At 53.2% G+C, this 22,140-nt stretch carries 23 protein-coding genes and 1 tRNA gene; 6 read left to right on the forward strand and 18 right to left on the reverse strand.

Translation table 11 applies throughout. The features are described from left to right. Positions 1-207 precede the first annotated feature (207 nt). Together polA and KO216_RS05340 are read right to left on the reverse strand one after the other, a co-directional pair. A complete protein-coding gene (polA, locus tag KO216_RS05335; RefSeq protein ID WP_215523251.1) occupies positions 208-2,871 on the reverse strand; it encodes a DNA polymerase I in 2,664 nt (887 codons plus the stop codon). Between the two features lie 76 nt (positions 2,872-2,947). Further along, positions 2,948-3,556 carry an ANTAR domain-containing response regulator gene (locus KO216_RS05340; protein WP_215523252.1) on the reverse strand — a complete coding sequence of 203 codons (609 nt, stop codon included), beginning with the start codon at positions 3,554-3,556 and terminating at the stop codon, positions 2,948-2,950. Between the two features lie 49 nt (positions 3,557-3,605). Here KO216_RS05340 and KO216_RS05345 point away from each other — a divergent pair. After that, positions 3,606-3,691 (forward strand) — tRNA-Leu (locus KO216_RS05345). Positions 3,692-3,759: 68 nt separating this feature from the next. Here KO216_RS05345 and der read toward each other — a convergent pair. The 8 genes from der to xerD all read right to left on the reverse strand — a co-directional run bounded on the left by der (position 3,760) and on the right by xerD (position 11,789). After that, on the reverse strand, positions 3,760-5,199 hold the full coding sequence (gene der, locus KO216_RS05350; RefSeq protein WP_251451882.1) for a ribosome biogenesis GTPase Der: 1,440 nt from the start codon (positions 5,197-5,199) through the stop codon (positions 3,760-3,762). A 41-nt stretch (positions 5,200-5,240) separates the two neighbouring features. Next, positions 5,241-5,951, reverse strand: coding sequence for a (d)CMP kinase (gene cmk / locus KO216_RS05355; protein WP_215523253.1), 711 nt, complete (start codon positions 5,949-5,951; stop codon positions 5,241-5,243). Between the two features lie 120 nt (positions 5,952-6,071). Further along, the gene (locus KO216_RS05360) at positions 6,072-7,202 is read right to left on the reverse strand and encodes a prephenate dehydrogenase (RefSeq protein ID WP_215523254.1); all 1,131 of its coding nucleotides are present in this window, start codon (positions 7,200-7,202) and stop codon (positions 6,072-6,074) included. 10 nt (positions 7,203-7,212) lie between these two features. Next, positions 7,213-8,079 (reverse strand): pseudouridine synthase, encoded by an 867-nt coding sequence (locus KO216_RS05365; protein ID WP_251451885.1) that lies wholly within the window; start codon positions 8,077-8,079, stop codon positions 7,213-7,215. A gap of 59 nt (positions 8,080-8,138) precedes the next feature. Further along, complete coding sequence (gene scpB / locus KO216_RS05370) at positions 8,139-8,711, reverse strand: SMC-Scp complex subunit ScpB (RefSeq protein WP_215523255.1); 573 nt, start codon at positions 8,709-8,711, stop codon at positions 8,139-8,141. Next, complete coding sequence (locus tag KO216_RS05375) at positions 8,704-9,588, reverse strand: segregation and condensation protein A (RefSeq protein ID WP_251451888.1); 885 nt, start codon at positions 9,586-9,588, stop codon at positions 8,704-8,706. Before KO216_RS05375 ends, scpB begins: the two co-directional genes overlap by 8 nt. After that, positions 9,572-10,408: a ParA family protein gene (locus KO216_RS05380; protein WP_215524064.1), complete on the reverse strand. Its 837-nt coding sequence runs from the start codon at positions 10,406-10,408 to the stop codon at positions 9,572-9,574. Before KO216_RS05380 ends, KO216_RS05375 begins: the two co-directional genes overlap by 17 nt. A 427-nt stretch (positions 10,409-10,835) precedes the next feature. Beyond that, entirely contained in the window at positions 10,836-11,789 is a 954-nt protein-coding gene (gene xerD, locus KO216_RS05385) for a site-specific tyrosine recombinase XerD (RefSeq protein ID WP_215523256.1), read from the reverse strand. A gap of 124 nt (positions 11,790-11,913) precedes the next feature. Here xerD and KO216_RS05390 point away from each other — a divergent pair, with 124 nt between their 5' ends. Then, entirely contained in the window at positions 11,914-12,201 is a 288-nt protein-coding gene (locus KO216_RS05390) for a YciI family protein (RefSeq protein ID WP_215523257.1), read from the forward strand. 300 nt (positions 12,202-12,501) lie between these two features. On the opposite strand, the gene KO216_RS05395 is transcribed toward KO216_RS05390, so the two are convergent. Continuing rightward, positions 12,502-12,741 carry a hypothetical protein gene (locus KO216_RS05395; protein WP_215523258.1) on the reverse strand — a complete coding sequence of 80 codons (240 nt, stop codon included), beginning with the start codon at positions 12,739-12,741 and terminating at the stop codon, positions 12,502-12,504. Positions 12,742-12,838: 97 nt separating this feature from the next. Further along, the gene (locus KO216_RS05400) at positions 12,839-13,045 is read right to left on the reverse strand and encodes a hypothetical protein (RefSeq protein ID WP_309547280.1); all 207 of its coding nucleotides are present in this window, start codon (positions 13,043-13,045) and stop codon (positions 12,839-12,841) included. Positions 13,046-13,083: 38 nt separating this feature from the next. On the opposite strand from KO216_RS05400, the gene KO216_RS05405 reads away from it, so the two are divergent. Together KO216_RS05405 and KO216_RS05410 are read left to right on the forward strand one after the other, a co-directional pair. Further along, entirely contained in the window at positions 13,084-13,212 is a 129-nt protein-coding gene (locus KO216_RS05405; protein WP_309547281.1) for a hypothetical protein, read from the forward strand. A 188-nt stretch (positions 13,213-13,400) separates the two neighbouring features. Beyond that, the gene (locus KO216_RS05410; RefSeq protein WP_215523260.1) at positions 13,401-13,706 is read left to right on the forward strand and encodes a hypothetical protein; all 306 of its coding nucleotides are present in this window, start codon (positions 13,401-13,403) and stop codon (positions 13,704-13,706) included. Positions 13,707-13,912: 206 nt separating this feature from the next. Here the strand turns inward: KO216_RS05410 and araA are convergent, their stop codons facing one another. From araA to KO216_RS05425, 3 genes are read right to left on the reverse strand one after another with little or no spacing between them, the layout of a single operon-like run. Continuing rightward, entirely contained in the window at positions 13,913-15,421 is a 1,509-nt protein-coding gene (gene araA, locus KO216_RS05415) for an L-arabinose isomerase (RefSeq protein ID WP_215523261.1), read from the reverse strand. A 42-nt stretch (positions 15,422-15,463) separates the two neighbouring features. Continuing rightward, entirely contained in the window at positions 15,464-16,165 is a 702-nt protein-coding gene (locus tag KO216_RS05420) for an L-ribulose-5-phosphate 4-epimerase (RefSeq protein WP_215523262.1), read from the reverse strand. A gap of 36 nt (positions 16,166-16,201) precedes the next feature. Then, positions 16,202-17,827, reverse strand: coding sequence for a xylulokinase (locus tag KO216_RS05425; protein ID WP_215523263.1), 1,626 nt, complete (start codon positions 17,825-17,827; stop codon positions 16,202-16,204). A gap of 221 nt (positions 17,828-18,048) precedes the next feature. Between KO216_RS05425 and KO216_RS05430 the strand changes: the two genes are divergently transcribed. Beyond that, positions 18,049-19,074, forward strand: coding sequence for a LacI family DNA-binding transcriptional regulator (locus tag KO216_RS05430; RefSeq protein WP_215523264.1), 1,026 nt, complete (start codon positions 18,049-18,051; stop codon positions 19,072-19,074). Positions 19,075-19,247: 173 nt separating this feature from the next. Beyond that, positions 19,248-20,642, forward strand: coding sequence for a sugar porter family MFS transporter (locus KO216_RS05435; RefSeq protein ID WP_215523265.1), 1,395 nt, complete (start codon positions 19,248-19,250; stop codon positions 20,640-20,642). Between the two features lie 113 nt (positions 20,643-20,755). On the opposite strand, the gene KO216_RS05440 is transcribed toward KO216_RS05435, so the two are convergent. The 3 genes from KO216_RS05440 to KO216_RS05450 are packed head-to-tail and all read right to left on the reverse strand — an operon-like array spanning position 20,756 to position 22,105. Next, complete coding sequence (locus KO216_RS05440) at positions 20,756-21,001, reverse strand: hypothetical protein (RefSeq protein ID WP_215523266.1); 246 nt, start codon at positions 20,999-21,001, stop codon at positions 20,756-20,758. Positions 21,002-21,044: 43 nt separating this feature from the next. Beyond that, positions 21,045-21,434: a peptidase dimerization domain-containing protein gene (locus tag KO216_RS05445; RefSeq protein WP_215523267.1), complete on the reverse strand. Its 390-nt coding sequence runs from the start codon at positions 21,432-21,434 to the stop codon at positions 21,045-21,047. Beyond that, a complete protein-coding gene (locus KO216_RS05450) occupies positions 21,431-22,105 on the reverse strand; it encodes a hypothetical protein (protein ID WP_309547282.1) in 675 nt (224 codons plus the stop codon). The genes KO216_RS05445 and KO216_RS05450 overlap by 4 nt, the downstream gene beginning before the upstream one ends. Positions 22,106-22,140 lie beyond the last annotated feature (35 nt).

Genomic DNA, 22,140 nt, shown 5'->3' on the forward strand with positions numbered 1-22,140 from the left:
GGACTTAATAGACAATATGGACAATTTGGCTACTCTTTCAAGCAGCCTTGTTGAGCCTATCAGCAAAAACCCTTTCAGCTCCAACTCAAAAAGCCCTTGCGGAGCGGATTTTCGCAAATTGTATCCGATTACACAGTGTTTTCAGGTGTCGAGGACGAGCCCAGGCCTTCCCGGATTCGCTCCCCTTTTACCGCAAAAAATATTTCGCTAGTGAGCGGCGCTCCGCCAATTTCCGCCTACCCCGATACCGACTACTAGGGGAACTGCTAACTGGGCGGCGTGGCACATGGCGTCCTCTACCAAGGCGCTCAGCTGGGTTTCCTCCCCGACCGCCACCTCTAAAATCAACTCGTCATGAATCTGCAAGAGTACCCGCGAGGAAAGTTTCTTCGCCTTTAATTGTTCATCAACCCGAATCATCGCCTGCTTCATCAAATCGGCAGCCGTACCCTGGATGGGGGCATTAAGGGCAGCGCGTTCAGCCATCCGCCGCAAAGTGTGATTACGGCTCTTCAAATCGGGCAGTTGACGGCGCCGTCCCTGCATAGTTTCGGTATAGCCCCGCTCGCGCGCCTGCTCTACAATCTGATGCAAATAACTGCGTACTTTCCCGAAACGCTGGAAGTAACTTTCCATCAGTTTTTCAGCTTCCTTTTGCGGAATACGCAGCTGATTCGCCAAGCCATAGGCGGACAAGCCGTACGCCAAACCGTAGGAAGTCGCTTTTACCTGTGAACGCATCTGGTCATCAACCTGCTCGGCCGGTATCCCAAAAATCATTGCCGCCATGGTGCGGTGCAGATCTTCACCGGTACTAATGGCAGCAATCAAATCTTGATCGCCCGACATATGCGCCATTACCCGCATCTCAATCTGGGAATAGTCCACGCTCATCAGATTCTCGAAGCCCTGACCACTAACGAAGGCCTCCCGGATACGTTGCCCAGTATCGGAGCGTACCGGAATATTCTGCAGGTTCGGATCGGCAGAGGAAAGCCGCCCGGTAGCAGTCACGGTTTGCTTGAAAGTGGTGTGAATCCGTCCATCAGCTTGCACCGCTTTTTGTAACCCTTCCACAGTCTGCAAAAGCTTTATGGAGTCGCGGTGCGCCAACAAATACTGCAAGAAAGGATGCTGGGTTTTACTAAAAAGCCATTCCAAGGCATCCGCATTCGTGGTGTAACCGGTGCGAGTCTTTTTGGTCTTGGGCATTCCTAACTGGTCAAATAAGACTTCTTGCAGCTGTTTGGGGCTAGAAAGATTTAATTCCGGCCGGTCTACTTCGCTCCTGGCTGCCTGCTTAGCGTCCTCGGTTTGCCGCCTTAAATCATCGCCTAAATCTCCCAGAACCTGGTCGGATACTGCGATTCCGGTATCTTCCATCCGCGCCAGAATCTCGGCGATCGGCCGCTCCATCTCTAACCAGAGATGTTCGGCGCTACCCGCGGATAGTTTTTGCTGTTCGGCATGAGCAATCTCGGGCAGTACGGCTGCCACCTGGGCAGTCTTGGTATTGGAGGTGCCAGAAAAATCTAGAGCGGTCTGGCCGCTGTCTTCTTTTTCCTCTAGTTCCAGGGGGTGCCCCAACATTTTTTGGCTCAAAACCTCAATATCGTAGGAACGGGCAGAAGGATCAATCAGGTATCCTCCGATTTCAGTGTCCCAGGCGGGCAGCCCCAACCGGAATCCCGCCCCTTTAAGGGCGTGCCAAGCGCTCTTCCAGTTATGAAACACTGCTTGGTCCGGATTTTCTAGTAGGCGTTCCAATGCCGAAATTTCAGCCTGGCTAGCGTCAATCAAATTAATGCTCACCGCTTCATCACCGCTGGCTATAGTAATTTGCTCTGCGTCGCCCTCCCCGGGAGCAGAAACCCCTTCAACTATGATCCCCACGGGGTCGGAAAGATCATTTATCCAGTTAGCAGCCTTATTTTGGGCAATAAGTTTAACTTCGGGACGTTTTTTCGCAGGCTCAGTTCCGAGGGCGAATGCAGGAATACTAGCTAGAGCCCCGCGGGTACCCTGCCCGATCTGCAACTTGTCTAGTAGTTTGCCTAGCTGCTCGGCATCGGCTTTCCCAAAACTCAGTTCTTGAACTTCTAGCCCTAAATCTAGGTCGGTCAGCAGAGCGTTCAGTTTCCGGTTACGTTTAACCTCCTCCAGGTGAGCGCGCAGGTCTTCTCCGCGTTTGCCTCCAATATCGGCGGCATGGGCAATCACTCCCGTCAGGCCGTCATATTTATTTATCCAGGCGGCAGCAGTTTTCTCCCCAACACCTGGCACACCTGGCAAGTTATCGGCTTTCTCCCCTACCAAGGCGGCAATCTCCGGGTAGCGGCTTGGTGGCACCCCGTATTTATCTTCAATAGCCTGCGGTGTCATCCGTTTTAAGTCGGTGATTGATCGGGACGGATAAAGTACCGTAACCTGCTCGTTTGATAACTGGAAGGTGTCCCGATCTCCGCTAGCGACCAGCACCTGCATTCCGGCCGCTGCCCCCCGGGTAGCGAGGGTAGCTAAAATATCGTCGGCCTCGATGTTCTCTTGTTCTAAAGTGGTGACTCCCAAGTGGCGAAGCGCTTCTTTAATCAGATCCACCTGCCCTAAAAACTCTGGCGGAGTGGGTTTGCGTCCTGCCTTGTACTCAGGATATTCATCGGTACGGAAAGAATGCCGGGAGACGTCGAAAGCGACTGCCAGATAATCGGGTTGCTCGTCCTGAAGCATTTTTACTAGCATCCGCAAGAACCCGAACACCGCGTTGGTATATTGCCCCTCTTGGGTACGGAAATTTTCGGGTTCGAGGGCATAAAACGCGCGGAAGGCGGCGGAATGCCCATCGATTACTAGCAGAGTTTTCTTTTCGACCATCTGTTCCTCCTAGGAACTATCCTAAGCGAAAGGCCGCCCCGGGTTCCCCGGAAGATTTGGTTGCTCCCAGTAAGCGTTAACCCACCTGATCAATAACTGCCTCGGCGACTTCGCGCATGCTGAGACGCCGATTCATGGAGGTGGTTTGAATCCAACGGAAAGCTTCCGGTTCGCTCATCTCCATATTTTCCATTAACAGCCCTTTGGCGCGGTCAACCAATTTCCGGGTTTCGAAGCGATCTTGCAAGTCAGCGACTTCGTTTTCCAGCGATTGGATTTCGTTGTGGCGGGAAATAGCGATTTCTACCGCCGGTAAAAGCTCGGCGGGGGTAAAGGGTTTCACCACATAGGCCATGGCGCCAGCATCACGGGCCCGCTCCACCAACTCTTTTTGCGAAAATGCGGTGAGCATCACTACCGCGCAAGAGATTTCTTTCAAAATCTTCTCGGCAGCGGTGATCCCGTCCATTTTCGGCATTTTCACGTCCATAACGCACAGGTCAGGCTGGTATTCGAGTGCTGCCTGATAGGCGGCCTCCCCGTCTCCGGCTTCGGCTACCACCTCATAACCGGCTTCGGTGAGTGTTTCCACAATATCCAGCCGAATCAGGGTTTCATCCTCAGCTACCAGCACTTTGCGCGCCGTGTTCTGTTCTTTCTTTGCATTAGATTTCGAAGTTCCCACGTGTCTATATTAGACTGAAACCCGTCGCGCTTTACAGCGTTACAGAAAAGCCTCGATGGCGGAATTGGTAGACGCAGCGGATTCAAAATCCGCCGTCCTTCACCGGACATGTGGGTTCGAGTCCCACTCGAGGTACTAATAAGGTGCTTAACCCCGCTATAGCGGGGTTTTACCAATTGCTTTTGATTACTTTCCCTCAAATCCTAGGAACGCTTGCGGCGTTCGCGTACCCGTACCGAAATCTGGATGGGGCTGCCGGTAAAACCGTACTGTTCACGCAAGCGATGTTCAATAAACCGGCGATAAGAGGGATCTAAGAATCCGGTAGTAAAGAACACGAACCGGGGAGGCGCCGCCGAAACCTGGGTGGCGAACATAATCCGCGGCTGTTTTCCTCCCCTCACCGGATGGGGATGTTCGGCCACTAAGCGCCCCAAGAAACTATTTAGTTCACTGGTAGAAATCCGGGTTCGCCAACCAGCAAGTGCCTGCGCTAGCGCTCCTTGAATCCGATTGGTGTGCCAAGCAGTTTTGGCTGAAAGGTTGATCCGGGGAGCCCAATCCACATGAGAAAGCTGCAGTTCCCATTCGCGTTCTAAGTCGTGGCGGCGTTCTTCATCTAGCAAATCCCATTTATTGTTCACCAAAACCAGGGCTCTACCCGCAGAAATAACTTGCTCAATAATTCTAATATCGGCGCTAGCTAGTTCTTGCGAAGCATCGAGCAACACCATAGCCACATCCGCTTCCTCGATGGCCGCCTGGGTACGCAAAGAGGCATAAAAGTCAGCGCCCCGACTTTTTAGCATCCGGCGGCGAATCCCGGCGGTATCAACAAAGGTCCAAGGCACCCCGGCAATCTCGATCACCTCATCTACCGGATCGCGAGTAGTACCCGCCAAATCATTTACCACTACCCGCTGCGAACCTGCCAAAGCGTTAAGCAGGGATGATTTGCCCACGTTCGGGCGTCCAATCAGCGCCACCCGCCCGGGACTCCCCTCAGGAAGCGCCTTCGAAAACTGAGATTTTTCCGGTAGCAACGCCACTAGTTTGTCCAGTAAATCGCCGCTGCCGAGACCATGCAAGGCAGATAGCGGGAACGGCTCCCCTAAACCTAGGGACCAAAGGGCGGTGGCGTCCGCCTCACCGCGTGAAGAATCAACTTTATTAGCGACCAAAATTACCGGCTTATCGCAGCGTTGCAGGATACGGGCAATCTGCATATCAGTTTCGGTGGCACCCACCTGCGCATCGGCTACAAATAGCACCACATCGGCCAGATGAATCGAGGCCTCGGCTTGAGCAGCTACCATCTGATCAAGGCCTTTGACTCCCAGTTCCCAACCACCGGTATCTAACAACTGGAAATCTGTTCCCGCCCACTGCGCCGGGTATCGCACCCGATCTCGGGTTACTCCCGGCTGATCTTGTACTACGGCCGCGCGCCGACCTAAAATCCGGTTAACCAGGGTTGACTTACCAACATTCGGACGCCCAATAACGGCTACAACCGGGAGGGCACCTAAGTCTTGGTGCTGTTCGGCAGGGTTTTCAGCATCCAACAATTCATAGTCATCGTCTTGTAGCTGAATTTCACTAAGGATATCCGCCGAATCTTCGGGCTTTAGATCTTCACTCACGCCCTCAAGTTTAGGTGAGAGCAGGGGGCTTTGGCGAAAGCTTAGCCCTGACGAGCCTGGAAAGCCCGCCCTACAATCGCGACTACGGCTTCCATAGTTTCTTGTTCGTCCAGGTCGGAGGAATCTAGCAGCTCAACTCCGGGAGCGGGAGTAGTGAAGTTGTTTACCTGCGAGTCCGCGAAGTCACGCTCGGCTACCGAATCGCTGCCTGCCCCCAGCTGCCGGGCGCGGCGTTGCTCGCGCACCTGTGGGGAGGCGGTCAACAAGATTTTAACGTCCGCATCCGGAGCCACCACGGTGGTGATGTCCCGTCCTTCAGCCACAATCCCCCGTCCAGAGGCTTTAGCAGCTTCAATAATCTGACGCTGGCGGGCAATCATCTGCTCGCGCACCTCAGGCACCGCGCTGACCCGGCTAACTGTGCGGGTTACTTCCTCGCCCCGAAGCAAACGGGTTACATCGCGCCCCTCGATAAGGATACGCGGGGCATGGGCGACTGCTTCTACCTGCATGGGTATCGAGTAGGCCAACATAGCTAGCGCCGCGGTGTCATTTAGGTCTGTATGTTTTTGCAGTGCATACCAGGTTAGGGCGCGATACATGGCGCCGGTATCCAAAAAGTTGGTACCCAGTTCCGCCGCAGATAGGCGGGCAATAGTGGATTTACCTGCCCCGCTGGGGCCATCAATGGCGATTACCAGGCCAGCTCCCAGAATTTGCTGACCTACGTATTGTGAACCGTCACCTGACATAGCGTTTACACCCTTCCGAAAACGTCATTTACGGCTGCCAAAAAGCGCCTTATACCTTCGATAATATGCTATTTGTTAGCTTTTTGGACAGCTTCCCCATTACTATTTAGAGATTTCCTGCTAGGCAGACACGATTTCCCAGCCTTTTACCTCCAGTTTTTCTGCCAGCGAAGCCGCAGAGTTGGGTTCAATCGCTAGCCGCGCCACCCCAAAAGCTGCCCCGGGCGAGTGTTCTAGCTCCAAATCCTCGATATTGATACCGGTATCGCCCACTGCTTGGAAAAGCCGCCCCAAGGTTCCCGCCTCATCAGGTACCTTAACCATTACTTCCTGGTAGCGCCGCGGGGCTCCCCCGTGTTTACCAGGAATACGGGCCACCCCCAAGTTGCCTTGACGCATAGCCAAAGTTACGGCCCCCACTAAGGAGGGTGAAGGGATAGCAGCTCCCGGATGTTCGAGGGCGCACAAGACTTGTTGCATATCATCGGCAAATCCTCGCAACACTTTCGCTATATGTTCGGCGTTACCGGCGATAATAGCCGCCCAAAGGGCAGGATCAGAAGAAGCAATCCGGGTGGTATCCCGCAAGCCCTGACCAGATAGCCCTAAAGATTCCGGCAGTGCCTTCGCCAATTGGGCCGCCAGCAGGGAAGAAACCAGTTGGGGAACATGGGACACTAACGCCACCGATTGGTCATGAGTTTCTGCGTCTAGTTGCAGCGGCATAGAACCCACATCTAATGCCAAAGTACGCATGGCTAAAACTGCACTCGGGTCGGTTTCTTCGTTGGGAACCACCACCCAGGGGCGAGATTCAAACAGGTCTTCGCGGGCAAAGGCAGTGCCAGAGCGTTCCCGCCCTGCCATCGGGTGAGAGCCTATATAGCGGGAAAGGTCGGCACCTGCCTCCGCTACTTCCTCTAGAATCACGCTTTTTACCGAGGCCACGTCAGTAACGAGGGCGGCAGGGAACTCTTTTAGGGCAGCAATTACTTGCTCCGCAGCCACGTCAGGCGGGGTTGCCACCACTACCAGTGCGGGGTCGGGGCAGCCTTCCTCCCACTTTTGCCCTGCGCCCATATCGCAAGCCAGAGCACTAACTACCGGATAAATATCTCGTAAAAATACTTGCACTCCCAGTTTGCTTAGGCGCATTCCGAGCGATGCCCCTAGTAATCCAGCGCCGATAATCAACACCGGTCCGGTAGTTCCTACCTGCGTCTTTTCCTCAGAAACTTTTGTGTTCTCCATATTTTCCAGCCTAAAGGTCTACGCTCTTCATCAGTACGCTTAGCTCCGGCTTTGAAAGGCGGCGCGTCGCCCCCAGGGGCAAAGTCCCCAGTTTTACGGTACCGTGCGCAATCCTGGATAGTTCCATCACCGAGGCTCCTACTTCTGCAAACATCCGCCTCACAATCCGGTTACGTCCCAGATGCAGCTCAATTTCCACCAAAGTTAATCCCCCGTGGTTACCCTTGATAGAAACCCGGTCAGCCTGCGCAAACCCGTCCTCCAGCATGATTCCGTCCCGCAACTGTTGCGCGGTCTTCCCGGTAAATTTGCCTTTTACAGTCGCCAAATAGGTTTTCGGCACTTCCCAGGAGGGATGGGTGAGGCGGTTGGCTAGTTCACCATCATTGGTTAGCAGCAAGAGCCCCGAGGTATCCACGTCTAACCTGCCCACATGGAAGAGGCGTTCCGGATAGTCGTTCAAAAATTGGGTGAGGTCGTTAGCGGCTCCCCGCAGGGATGATTCCACCCCGGTGGGTTTATTTAGGGCGATAGTCACGCGGGAATCATCTAGCATCACTAGCTGTCCATCCACATGTAGCATTACCTGTTCGGGATTAACCTTGGTGCCCAACTCGCGCACTACTTTCCCATTAACTTTCACCCGCCCAGAAACTATGAGTTTCTCGCAGGCACGCCGAGATGCCACCCCGGCAGCCGCTAGCACTTTTTGCAGCCGTTCTTCCTCGCCACTTTCGGGAGTTGCTGGGGGTTTCGCCACCGGAACCTGCGGGTCTTTACGCCGCGGAGGCATCGGGGCTAAGGGAATATCCTCTTGGGAGCGTCCTTGGCGGTCAGTGCCCTCATCACTTTCCTGATAGGAACTAAGATCAGTCAACTTGGCTTCTCCTATTGGGTTTTATTTCTTAACTGCCCTCATCCTATCGCGGTGGCAAATTATTCTTTTAGCCGCGCCTCTAGCTCGTCTAACTCTTCACTACCCGGCAGATGGGGAGCTAGCGGCGGTAGTTCATCCAGGCTGGTCAGTCCCATTCGCTCTAGAAAACTGGTGGTGGTGCCGTAAAGAATCGCCCCCGACTCTGCTTTTTCGACTTCCCTAATCAAATCATGCGCCAATAGGGTACGCACCACCCCATCGACACTCACTCCCCTAATACTGGCAATCACCGAGCGAGAAACCGGCTGGCGGTAAGCGATTACGGCCAGGGTTTCTAAAGCCGGGTTAGATAGATGGGAAGTGCCTGGCTGGGTGAGGAAGCTAGAAACGATTTCTTCTTGGGCGGCGGCTGAATAGATCCGCCAGCCTCCCGCCACATTGCGTAAAACAAATCCGTGAGGACGAGAAGTTTCGCCCGCATATTCGGCGCGCAGTTGCTCTAAAGCTGCCTTTACCTGCTGGGGTGTGGTTTGTAGGTGCGGTGCCAGTTCCTCGGGGCTTAAAGGCTCGCTGGCTACAATCAAAATTGCCTCTAGGGCGGCCAGTAGCTGTTCATCAGCGGGGTTATTCATCTACGGCTCCATAATCATCGAAACTGAAGTTATTAATATCTAGGCTTTGGCTGGTATCTAGGGCCACGTATAACTCGGCGAGGGCGCTTTCCTGGGTAAAATCTATGCAGCGGTGCCGGTAAAGCTCCAGTAAAGCTAAAAATCGGGTCACTTTTTCAGTTGCGTTCTTGGCGGAGCGGGTAAGCTCCCTAAAACTAGCTTTGCCCCGGCGCGATAATTCTTTCACCACGATTTGCGCCTGTTCCGCCAGGGAGGCTTGCGGTAAGTGCAGGTGGGAAAGGGATACTTGGGGAGGACGTCGGGTAAAGGCTTCGGAGGCGGCGCGGGCTAAATCTTCGGGGGTGAAATCAACTCGCAGCGGCGGCAAGAGGCGAGAAAACTTAGCGGGCAAGGGAACTTCCCGCGGATAGTAGGCCCCACCTTCCCCGAGGCGCAGGCGTAAAAATTCTGCGACTTCCTTATAGGCACGGTATTGCAAAAGTCGAGAGAACAGCAGGTCACGTGCCTCTAAATATTCGGGATCGAGTTCTTCAGTTTCTTCTCCGGGCAGCAGCTGACTGGCTTTAATATTTAGTAAAGTAGCAGCGATCTCTAGGAACTGGGAGGCTTGCGATAAATCCGGAAACGCCTGCATGTAGGCAATAAAATCATCGGTTACCTGCGCCAACGCCACCTCGGTAATATCCAGTTTGTTCTTGATAATCAAGGTGAGCAGCAAATCTAGAGGACCGGAAAAGACCTCTAATTCCAGTTCGAAGGGGGGAGCTTTTTCCGACTCCTTTTTCCCGGCCAGCTCGGGAGAAAAAAGCGCTCCTTCCTCCCCGCTTGCCTCCTCGGGCTTAGGTGAAACTGTTGGCGAGTTAGGCGGCGTCACCACGGGCAATAACCTCGCGCGCCAACTGGCGGTAAGCAGCCGCCCCGGGATGCGAAGACGCAAAAGTAGTGATCGGTTCGGTGGCTACCGAGGCATCCGGGAACTTTACTGTGCGGCGTATAACCGTCTTATAGACCCGATCTCCGAAGGCTTCTTTTAAGCGTTCCATTACTTCTCGCGAATGCAGGGTGCGGGTGTCGACCATAGTCGCCAAAATCCCGTCGATTTTTAGTTTCGGGTTCAGTCGGTCACGCACTTTTTCAATGGTTTCAACCAGCAGCGCCACCCCGCGCAGAGCGAAAAACTCGGTTTCCATCGGGATCATTACCCCGTGGGCAGCGGTCAGGGCGTTTACCGTCAGCAACCCCAGGGACGGCTGGCAGTCAATCAAAATCACATCGTATTTATCGCTAACCGAATGGAGGGCGCGGGAAAGCGCCATTTCCCGGGCCACCTCGTTAACCATTTGAATCTCGGCAGCCGAAAGATCGATATTGGCCGGCACCAGATCCATGCCTTCAATCGCGGTGGGGTGAATGATCTGCTCTAAGGTGACCTTGCGATCCAGCAACACATTGTAGATAGTGGCATCCAAGTCGTTGCCATTTACCCCCAGCCCGGCGGTGGCGGCGCCTTGGGGATCGAAATCTACGATCAGCACTTTGCGCCCATACTCTGCCAGTGAGGCGGCCAAGTTAATGGTGGTAGTTGTCTTGCCGACCCCACCTTTTTGGTTGCACATAGCAATAATCCGCGCGGGCCCATGTGACTCCAAGGGCGCAGGCGCAGGGAACTCCGCATCTTTCGGGGTTGGCGGGGGCATCAAGCCAGGTTGAATCTCACTCACCCTTATAACGATATGACAACCTGAGAAAAAATGTTACCAACTGGCGCTCAACGAGCCTTTTATCCCCCGCTCGATACCGTGAAATGTACATCTCGCTACTGGCGAATAAAAACAAAGGCGACAATAACCACGTTGGTAGAGACTTAAATGCAGTCACGAATCCCAGGTACTCTAACTAACTTGCGGGAATGTGGAGCTAAGACCTGATTCGAGCAGTGGCACACAATGAGGACATTATTTTTTCCGATTAGCTGCGGTGACGTCCTGTGCGGGGAAAATATTTTATCCGAGTAGGCGCGGTGGGCATAAAGTCTGAGAAAATACGTCAGTATTTTCCAGACTTTGGGCAGGAGGAAAAATATTTTTCCCGCACTACCCAGCACCCCGCAACCGTTACCAATCACTACCGAGCACGCGGATGCGTCTCTTGATATACCTCGCGCAGCAAAGTAGCCGTTACCTTGGTATATATCTGAGTGGTAGTTACATTCACGTGTCCGAGCAGCTCTTGCACTACCCTAACGTCCGCGCCGCCCTCTAACATATGGGTGGCGAAGGAATGCCGCAGGCTGTGGGGGGAAACTGCCGTTTGTATCCCAGCGATCTCCGCGGCCTCGCGAATAATATTCCAGGTACTTTGCCGGCTTAGGCGCCCTCCCCGCAAATTCAAGAACAGCGCGGAGCTACCTCGGCCTTTTTGCGCGAGCTGTGGGCGGGAGCGCACCAGGTAGGCGTCTAACGCTTTGACCGCGTATTCTCCTAGCGGTACTAGCCGCTGCTTATTACCTTTCCCAGTCACCGTAACCAAAGTGATGGGGTTTTCTTCCGGATCCGCTGCCTCACTACCAGCTAAGACCCCTAAATCATCAACGTCTAGGGCGCATACTTCACTCACCCTAGCTCCCGAAGCATACAGGGTTTCTAGCAGCGCCCGCGAGCGCAAAGAGGCGGGGTCTTCCCCGCTAAAGGCTTCCAGCAGGGCGCGGGTTTGGGTGACAGTGAGCGCTTTGGGGAGCGGCCGCGCCAAGCGGGGGTTTTCTAGGCTTTCGGTGGGGTCGATGCTGCTTAAGCGCTCGTTTACCGCAAAGCCGTGGAATCCGCGCAGGGAGGCCATTAGCCGCGCAATTGAAGATGCCGCCAGCGGGTTTTTCCCGTCTTCTCCGGCAGCGGCGGCCTGCAAGAACGCCCGCAAAGTCTCCGGGGTAATTTCGGCTAAAGCATGAATACCGGCGCCCGCTAGATATTCGTGGTAACGCGCCAGGTCGCGCCGGTAGGAATTGACAGTGTTATTGGATAGTCCGCGTTCAATCGCCAGGTGATCTAGATACGCCCCGCTCGCCTGCTCGATTTCATCCATGCATTTAGTCTAGAGGGCGCATCCGCTTTTACCTTGCCTCCCCTGCGTCAAAAGTTATTTTCCGGCGCAACTTCGCTGCCGGGGTAATAATAGAAGCACGGTTGATTTATAGGAGTGATCTTTTATGGCTTTATTCGCCGTCGAATATTTTTATGACCCCGCTGCCGCCGAAAAAATGAATGAGGTGCGCCCTGACCACCGCGTTCACCTGCGCGGTCTGCACGCTCAAGGCATAGTAAAACTGGTGGGTTCTTGGGTTGATGATCCCCATCCGGGCGCGCTTATCGCAGTCGAAGCCGAATCCGCTGAGGACGCCCTCACCGCTTTAGCTGAAGATCCCTTCTTCCTGGCCGGTTTCATCACCGATCGCAAAGTACACCAGTGGAATGTAATCATCGGGGAAATCGCCTAGTTAGAGCCCAATCCCGCAGCAACAGAGAATGAAAATTGAGCACTTTTCAAGCATTTCATTGAGCACTTTTCAAGCAATTCAATGTGCACTTTTCAGAGGTTTATTCTTATAAACGATAAACGGTCACTGACAAGATCAAGCTCATACAGGGTTTTTATGTGCATCCAAAACAACGCATCACGGCAATAGCGCTAGACGTTAAATTTGAACTCGACCACGTTTCGCGCGAGACGAACGTCATACATCGAGGATGTGACTACCAACGGTTGCTCACATTTGGCGAGGCGTGCTACGACCGCGTTAGCTTTCTAGCGACATCACGCGAGCCGCTAGGAAGGGGATCACCCCGAGGGTGGATGGGAACCTGTGATGTCCCACCACGGTGTAGCACACCGAACGGCGAGCAGCCGGTAGATCCTCCGACGAAGTGAAGCTGCGTAACGCCCCGGAACGGCAGGCCGGGCAGCAGAAGGGGCTGGGTTCCCGGGTAGCACCCGGGGTAATGCGACGATGAGCACGGCGTAGGCCGCCCAGTGACAAGCCGGGAAAGCATCCCCCTCCGGGTACTTCGTCGTATCTGGAGACTCCTCATGGGAACCTACTCCCCTCCGTCCGAGAGGACGCACTACCTCACCCTTCAAGAGGCCGCTGCCGAAGGCTTCGGCGCGTACTCGACTCTGTGCACATGGATCGCCCGGGCAAGCTGCCCGCCTACAAGACCGGCAATCGCGTGAAGGTTCGCCGCGATGATCTCGAAGCCCTTGCTGTTCCGGTGGGAATCGATTCTGTTGAGCGACACGTCAAGGCGCTTGTTAATGCCGCTCCTCGCCTGTCCGACGAGCATATCGCTCGCCTCCGCTTCGCTCTCGGAGGTGGTCAACGATGAGTTTGATCGCCTTCCAAACCATCTCTGATCAGCTCCAGAACACCGCTTGGCATTCCTCTGAGGAGCTTGTTGGTGGCGTTCCTACTGCCGTGCTCTGGAGGCGCTTAGAGCGCCGCCCCTTGTAGGAAGAGATGCGATCCGAGCTCATCGTCATCGACGGTGAAGAGTACGAGATCGCGAAGTTCCCCACGGCTCCATGGAACACGGTCGGTGAGTATCTCAGCGCAAAGAACAAGGCTCGCTATGCCGCGAACTTTCGTCCCGGAACGTTCGGTGCGAACCGTCCGACTGGTGCCCTTCGCACTGTGGACGAGTGGAAACTTTTGCGAGCTCGTATCGAATCGGCGGTCTCAAGATCCGCTCGGACGGTCGTGTCGTTTTGCAGCGCGTCGTCGCTGCGCATCGTCTCGGACTTGCCTCCGTTCCGATGCTCGACGCAAAGATCTCCGTGCGCGAGAAGCTTGATTGGCTTTCCTCGCTCGGATTCGGTGACTTCACTCGCGCGCAGTGGGACCACTTGACCAAGGCCGACCGTCTTTCCCGCGTCGGGCGCTCGCTTGAGGGTGCGGTATGGGTCGAGACCCTCGACATCATCGAGAACCTGCCCGCCCCATGGTGAGGCATTTATATCTGCCCTTTACTAACGCCGGGCGGGCACCGGCGTTCTCACGAAAGGAAATGAATCATGGCGAATCTCGACAAGGAAATCGCGGACGCTCGAGCTATCTCGAGCGATCGCGATTTAATTCAATCCTTAAAAAATAACTGCTCTACCAGCGCAATCGCTAGTAGAGCAGTCATTTTATGTCAGTCCCTGAGCCCTATTTACAGAGCTGGATCGATTCGGTAGTACACGGCGTTCCAACGCAGTTGATCTTCGAAACGACGAACAGTTGTTTCTTCATCGATGACTGCGAGTTCAACTTCTGCAATCTTGGCAAAGGCTTCCCACACATCCATACCAATTTGAGTGGTCATCACGGTGTGGTGTGCAGCGCCTGCTGCCAGCCAGCAGTGTGTTGAAGTCTGGAAATCAGGTGCTGGCTGCCATACTGCGCGAGCAACTGGGAGCTTAGGAAGATCTTCATTCGGCTCGGTGACATTCACTTTGTTAGCGACGAGGCGGAAACGTTCGCGAACATCGCTCATTGCCACAACAACGCCTTCGCGTGGGGTTGCGGTGAATACCAAACGGACCGGATCTTCACGATCGCCAATGCCCAATGGGTGAATTTCTAGGCGTGGCTTTTCATCGCACAGTGTGGGGCAGACTTCGAGCATGTGTGCACCGAGAATCTTTTCTTCGCCGCGAACCATGTGGTAGCAGTAATCTTCCATCAAGGATGCCCCACCTTCGAGGCCATAGCCCATGACTTTTGCCAAGCGAACGAGAATAGCTGTCTTCCAGTCGCCTTCGGCACCGAAACCGTAACCGTCAGCCATCAAACGCTGAACAGCAAGGCCTGGGAGCTGCTTGAGCCCGCCAAGATCTTCGAATGTATCGGTGAATGCGCCAGCTTTTTCTTCTTCGAGGAAGGAACGCAAGGCAATTTCTTGCTTGGCTGCATAACGCAAGGAATCGTGGCGTTCTCCGCCCTTACGCAGTTCTTCTACGACGTCGTACTTTTCTTCGTATTCGTTGACGAGTGCATCAACTTCGCTGTCTTCGACAGATTCGATGCGGGCAACAAGATCGTTGACGCCCCAGGTGTTGGTGGAGATGCCGAAACGAACTTCAGCTTCTGTTTTATCGCCTTCTGTTACGGCGACGTTGCGCATGTTGTCCCCAAAGCGGACAACTCGCAGGTTCTGTGCTTCGTTCCATCCGGCTGCAGCACGTGCCCATACGCCTACTTCGCGATGGACTTCTTCATCGGTGTAGTGACCAACAGCGGTGGTGCGTGGAACGCCCATGCGGGTGAGGATGTAGCCGAATTCGCGATCTCCGTGAGCTGCCTGGTTCAGGTTCATGAAGTCCATATCCATGGTTGCCCACGGCATTTCACGATCGATTTGGGTGTGGAGGTGAAGGAGTGGCTTGCGCATTGCTTCTAGGCCACGTACCCACATTTTTGCGGGAGAGAAGGTGTGCATCCACGCAATCGTTCCGATTACGTTATCATCGGCACCGGCATCGAGGAATGTGCGCAAAATAGCATCCGAGGTGGTGAGAACTGGCTTCCACACGATCTTGACAGGAACTTCGCCTGAGGCATCAATTGCCTTGGCAATTTCCTGGGATTGTGCTGCTACCTGATCCAATGTTTCTGGTCCGTAGAGGAACTGGCTTCCTGTGAGGAACCAGATTTCTTTACCTTCGAATGGGTTTTTCATGGGTGTACTCCTTTGTTTCATGAATATGTGTGGTTGGTGTTTTTATTGTCCGTAGACGTTTTGGTAACGGTTGTAGAGTGAATCGATTTTTTCTTGAGGAATCGGGATGAGTTCACCAAGCTGGCTAGCAATATGGACAGTGCGTGCTACTTCTTCAACCATCGTTGCTGCTTTCACAGCTGCTTCCCCATCTTTACCGATGGTGAAAGGTCCATGGTTTTGCATGAGAACAGCTGGGGAACGATGGCCTTTGAGTGTTTCGACGATGCCGCGGCCGATCGAATCATCACCGATGACGGCGAAGGGACCGATAGGCACCGGGCCGCCGAATTCATCGGCCATCATGGTGAGCACACAAGGTACTTCTTCGCCTCGGGCTGCCCACGCTGTTGCGTAGGTGGAGTGGGTATGAACCACACCACCCACTTCGGGCATATTTTCATAAACATAGGCATGTGCTGCGGTATCTGATGATGGGCTTCTATCCCCATCTATCAGTTCGCCTTTAATATTGCAGACCACCATGGATTCCGGGGTGAGTTGATCGTAGCGAACACCGGAAGGTTTGATGACGAAAAGATCATCATGTGAGGGTTCATCTCCCACAACAACACGTTGGGACACATTGCCTGCTGTCCACACCACGAGTTCCCAGCGGGGAAGTTCAGCGTGAAGATCGCACACGATTTTTCGTGTTTCAGCAATTTTTTCCTGAATCTGAGGTGAATAGTTTTCTAAACTCATCGTTTTTCTCCTTATTGGCTATTCAGATGATTGGCTCTACAGATCACGTGGACGAAGCGCTTCAGTTGCAGCAGGCTGAATAGCCAAAGCTGCGCGGTATTCAGCTAAGAAATCAGCGAAACCTTGCGCATCAACCGAGGATGGAACGATCGTGGTGTTTGCTGCAGTAGCGAATACAACGTCGTTCAAAAATTCTGGCAAACTCTTGACGGCTGGCCCGTGCTGTTTTTCTTCACGATAGGCGGTGTATGCAGCCAAAACAGCCATTCCCCACGATCCACCTTCCGAAGCTCCATCGGGCACGGTGATCGGTGTGTGAGTTGCCGCGGCAAGCAATCGCTGTGCCACCTTTTCTGTTCGGAACACTCCCCCATGAGCGGAAAGAATATCGAGCTGCACCTTTTCGGATTCCAATACCTCAACGCCAATCGCCAGTGCTGCGAATGTGGAATACATTTGTGCTCGCATAAAGTTTTCCAAATTAAGGGTTGCCCAAGGCGTGCGAGTAATCAACGGGCGGCCATCCGTGAGATGAACAACGGGTTCACCTGCCAAATTGTTGAAGGCGAGAACTCCGCCAGCATCTGGTTCGCCATCGAGAGCGCTCTCCAGCATTGCTTTAAACACAAAATCGGTGGAGGTATCGGGAGCCCCGAGGCGCTTACCTACCTGACGGAAGATTTCCACCCAGCGCGACATTTCATCAGCACCGTTATTGCAGTGCACCATCGCAACAGGCTTACCATCTGGCGTGGTGACAAGATCGAGTTCAGGATGAACGTTCTTCAAGGGGCCTTCAAGAACAGCCATCAGGAAGATCGATGTTCCTACGCTGACGTTTCCTGTTCGAACGCTCACCGCATTGGTGGCTACCATGCCTGTTCCGGCATCGCCTTCAGGTGGAGCAAAGAGAACCCCAGGCTTGAGTTTGCCGGAACGGTCCAGGAGCTGCGCTCCTTTTTCAGTGAGGTGCCCGGCGCTAGAACCTGCTTGGAGGATAGCGGGCATGAGATCTTCAACATTCGTATCCTGGCCGGACAGAGCGTTGAAAGCTTGAATCATCTCTGGTTCGTAACTGGTTCCATCAGCGGTGATGGGGAACATTCCAGAAGCATCACCCACGCCGAGTACTTTTTCACCCGTGAGTTTCCAATGGACGTAACCAGCTAGTGTGGTGAAGAAAACGACGTTGGGTACGTGCTTTTCTCCATCAAGTATTGCTTGGTAGTAGTGCGCAATGGACCAGCGAAGCGGAATATTGACGCCGAATTTTTCGGTCAGTTCTTCAGCGGCGGCGCTGGTGGTGGTATCGCGCCATGTTCTGAACGGCGTGAGAAGATTGCCTTCGTGATCGAATGCCATATATCCATGCATCATGGCAGAAATGCCGATGCTTGAATATGTTTCAGGGACGACGCCGTGATTATCTTTGCAGTTCTCCAGCATAGAGACGTATGCGGAAGAAATGCCTTCCCAGATAGCATCAAGAGAATAACTCCAATGGCCGTCAATCATTTGGTTTTCCCATTCGTGCACACCGGTAGCGACAGGTTCCCCTGTTAGTGTAACGAGACTTGCTTTAATACGTGTGGATCCAAATTCGATCCCTAAAGCAGTACCCCCCGAGCGAATCACAGATTTGTGATCGGGAAGAAGTGGCATGGTAACTCTCCTTCGAGTAAAACTTGCGGTCGTTTGTTACGCCCATTTATGTTAGCGCTAACATTATTGCATTTCCTAGAATACCGGATAAGTGAAAGTTACACAAGGGGCAATTTGCATTGAATGACTTTTCTCCCTTGTTCTATAATTTAAAGCCGATGTGGGCTGCTGCGGCCGTCTATGAAATACATTCCTATCTTTAGGTAATCAGGAAGGGAAAAATGGGCTCTGTACAATCCGTTTCCATGGCGCAAGTAGCTAAAATCGCAGGCGTTTCCCACCAGACTGTCTCCCGCGTCGTCAATAATTTCCCCGGAGTTAAGCCGCAAACACGCGAACGCGTAGAGGAAGTGATCCGCCAAACCGGATATGTCCCCAACACCACTGCACGAACTCTGGTCACCAAGCGTTCGCGCATGATTGGAGTGATCGCGGTAGGGTCATTCCTCTATGGGCCAACGCAATCATTTTCATCAATTGAACAATCAGCGCGTGCCCAGGATTACACCACTCTTCTCGCAACCGTCACAGAAGAATCTCGCAGCGAATTCTTCGGCGCAGTAGGTAATTTCATGCAGCGTTCGGTTGATGCACTCATCATCGTTGCGGCGTGGCATTTAACCACGGAATTCGCCGCTGAACTCGAACTCTCCATCCCCGTTCTTTTGGTCAGTTCCCCTTCGCCGCTGAGTGAAAACCTCAATATTTTAGGGATTGATCAAGATGGAGGGGCTCGGTTGGCGATTCGTCACCTTATCCAACTCGGGCACAGAAATATCGCTTTTCTCACCGGCCCAGATAACTGGATGGATGCACGGCAGCGCCGGGAAGCAGCTACAGATGAAGCAGAGCGCAACAACCTCAAGTTGATTGAATTTCCAGGAGACTGGGGCGCACAATCGGGATATCAAGCAGGTATAGCGCTTGCCTCCATGCCTAAGGAAACCCGGCCAACAGCAGTATTTTCAGCCAACGATCACATGGCTCTCGGGCTTTTTGCCGCCTTCCATAAGTGCGGAATCTCTGTCCCTTCAGACATTTCTGTGATCGGCTTCGACAATGTTCCGGAATCCGAATACTACAGCCCACCCCTATCAACCGTAGAACAAGATTTCAGTTCATTAGGTCACAAGGTTTTAGCCAATGCACTACACCTCATTGAGGAGGAAGAAACTGATTTCGCGCCTATTCCTACACATTTAGTGATTAGAGAATCAACTTCTCAACCGTGGAACCACGAGAGGTAATTTCCCCATCCTTTCATTTAGGTATTGACAAACAGATTTCCACTCATTAAAGTCACTATTACACCCCATAATGTTAGCGCTAACTTTTTTAAAAGTTTCGCTTCGCCGACCAGGCGAAATAATCGTAGTGATGCGATGAATGAGAAACAGAGAGGTTTATTTAAGGAGTTCCTATGGCACAAACTGTAGATGGCCGGAAGAAAATTTCGGAGAAGTTCATTTATTTCTTCGGTGCTTTTGGCGGGATTTTATTTGGTTACGATATCGGCGTCATGACTGGCGCTCTCCCCTTCCTCCAGCATGATTGGAATCTTGAAGGGCACGCAACAACCATCGGTTGGATCACCTCGGGCGTTATGTTCGGCGCTATTTTCGGTGGTGCAACCGCCGGTATGCTTTCTGACCGTTTAGGTCGAAGGAAAATGATTCTTGCCTCGGCAGTCATTTTCGTCGTAGGTTCTATTGCTTGCGGTATCGTTCCCAATAACGGCACCGGCTGGCTCATCGCTATGCGTATTTTCTTAGGTATAGCGGTTGGTGCAGCTTCCGCACTCGTTCCTGCATACATGTCAGAAATTGCACCTGCACGCCTGCGAGGTAACCTATCCGGCCTGAATCAGACGATGATCGTTTCAGGTATGTTGATTTCCTACATCGTCGATTACTTACTCAAGGGCCTTCCTCACCAGTACGCATGGCGTTTGATGCTCGCTGCAGCCGCAATTCCTGCTCTGATTTTGTTCCTCGGTGTTCTCCGCCTACCTGAATCTCCTCGTTTCCTTATTCATCATGGAAATGTTGAGGAAGCACGTCACGTTCTCAGCATGATCCGTCCTGCCGATCAGGTAGAAGCAGAAATCAATGAAATCACCACTACCGCAAGCGAAGAAGCTGAAAATCAACGTAAAGTCAGTTGGGGTACCCTGTTCTCCCCTCGCTACCGCTACTTGGTTATCGCCGGTATTGGCGTGGCCGCGTTCCAGCAGTTCCAGGGCGCTAACGCGATCTTCTACTACATCCCACTGATCGTTGAAAAAGCAACAGGCCAAGCCGCCGGTGAAGCGCTGATGTGGCCGATTATCCAGGGCGTGATTCTGGTTCTCGGTTCACTCTTGTTCATCGCTATTGCAGAAAAGTTCAACCGCAAGACTCTCATCATGATGGGTGGAACGGTGATGGCTCTGTCCTTCATCTTGCCCGCCGTGATTAACATGGTGATGCCAAATGCTCACCCGATGATGATCGTCGTGTTCTTGAGCCTTTATGTTGCCTTCTACTCCTTCACCTGGGCACCGTTAACCTGGGTTATTGTTGGAGAAATCTTCCCACTTGCTATTCGTGGCCGCGCTTCAGGAATTGCTTCCTCCTTCAACTGGATCGGATCTTTCCTCGTGGGCCTCGTGTTCCCGATCATGACAGCGAAGATGTCCCAAGAACTCGTATTCTTCATCTTCGGCGTGATTTGTGTACTCGGCGTTCTCTTCGTCAAGTTCATGGTTCCTGAAACCCGTGGACACAGCCTCGAAGATATCGAAGAGGCAGCTGTTCGTCGTTCCCTAGGAAAGTAGTTATTCTTCTTAGACGAACGTCAAACAATATTTTCCGGTGGCACCACACTTTCCACATCAGGTGCCACCGGATTTTTTTCTCTATGTTATGGACGACGAAGGATTGCCACCCCCTATTTCCCGAGTTTGCTATAGGGCGCACTCACAGCGATTTTCACAGCGGGTTCGAGTGAGCTTTCCGGATCTGCATAGAACAACGGTGAATGGTTGGCGGGGAGAACTTTGCCGTACATCTCCATTTGTTTCGGACCTGCTCCTCCGTAGAGCCAGAAGACGTTTTTTGCCCCGAGTTCATTGCCCCAATCCGTAAAATCTTCCGAGAAACTAAAGTTTTCTTGGACAATTTGGGCTGATTCCACATTCTCAGACAGCTACTTGCGCAAGGCTTCTGTTTCATCTGGATCATTGATGGTGGGACCAACATCTGAGTTGTTTAACAGTTGGTTCGGGAGCCCCTGACGATTGCGCTTCAGAATGAACGATGCGTTCAATCCCCTCTTTAATAATGGCGCGTGTTTCTTCATCGCGGAAACGTGTGTTGATAAGAAGGCGGGCGCTATCCGGAATGATGTTATCAATTGTTCCCGAATTAAATTCACCGACCGAAACAACCGCGATGGTATCTGGATTAGTCATTCGTGAAGCAATTGTTTGCAAGCGCATCACTACAGCAGCTCCCACAACAATAGGATCCACCGCTGTATGGGGTTGGGAACCGTGCCCGCCCTTGCCTTGCAGCAACACATCAAAACCTTCACTTCCAAGAAGAGCGCCACCTGGATACAGACTCACCCACCCTGCAGGGCGAGGTCGTAGCCGACAACCCGATCCACGAAGTCATAGGTGCTTCGCAGAGAGTCACCCTGCCCTACCGTGCCCATGAGCACCGACCAGTTGCCCGTGGTATAACGAGCATGCACGACTTCGTTGATCTGTGTCGACATGATAGTCAAGACCGGCAGGAAACCATGGCCGAGCGCCTGGGCTGCGTTGGCAAGATCCGCATTCTGTCGCTTGCTATCGGACGACTTGTAACCTTGGCGCACCTCGAACACTGCACCCTTCAGAGGCGCAGTAATGTTCAAACGAGTACGTTGCGCGTCGATCCACCCCTTCATTCGGTCTCGTGCAGTCGAGTCGTCGACATCTTCAAGCGAAACACGACCGTCGAGTGAAAGCACCCGCGCCTTCGCACCCCTAGGCGCGCCCTCGACATCAGGTTCCGGAAGAATCTCATATGACCACGTGACCTCATCTGCATCAAGAGAGAGCTGATCACGTAGAACCTGACGAAAAAGACGTTCACTCCCAATACCAAGCTGGCGGTAGATCGAGGTCATACCACCGGCAGCCTTGTGGGCGGCAAACATGAGTGGCGAGTCCAGACCCATCCAGTGGTAAAGAGGGTCTGCACCATACAGCCCGGTGAATGCTTCTAGATCAACCTCGCCCGAGCCTCCCATCTTCGGGAGGTAGTCAGCCGCCTTCCGCAACGGAG

This window comes from Varibaculum prostatecancerukia (assembly GCF_943169825.2).
GTDB lineage: Bacteria > Actinomycetota > Actinomycetes > Actinomycetales > Actinomycetaceae > Varibaculum > Varibaculum prostatecancerukia.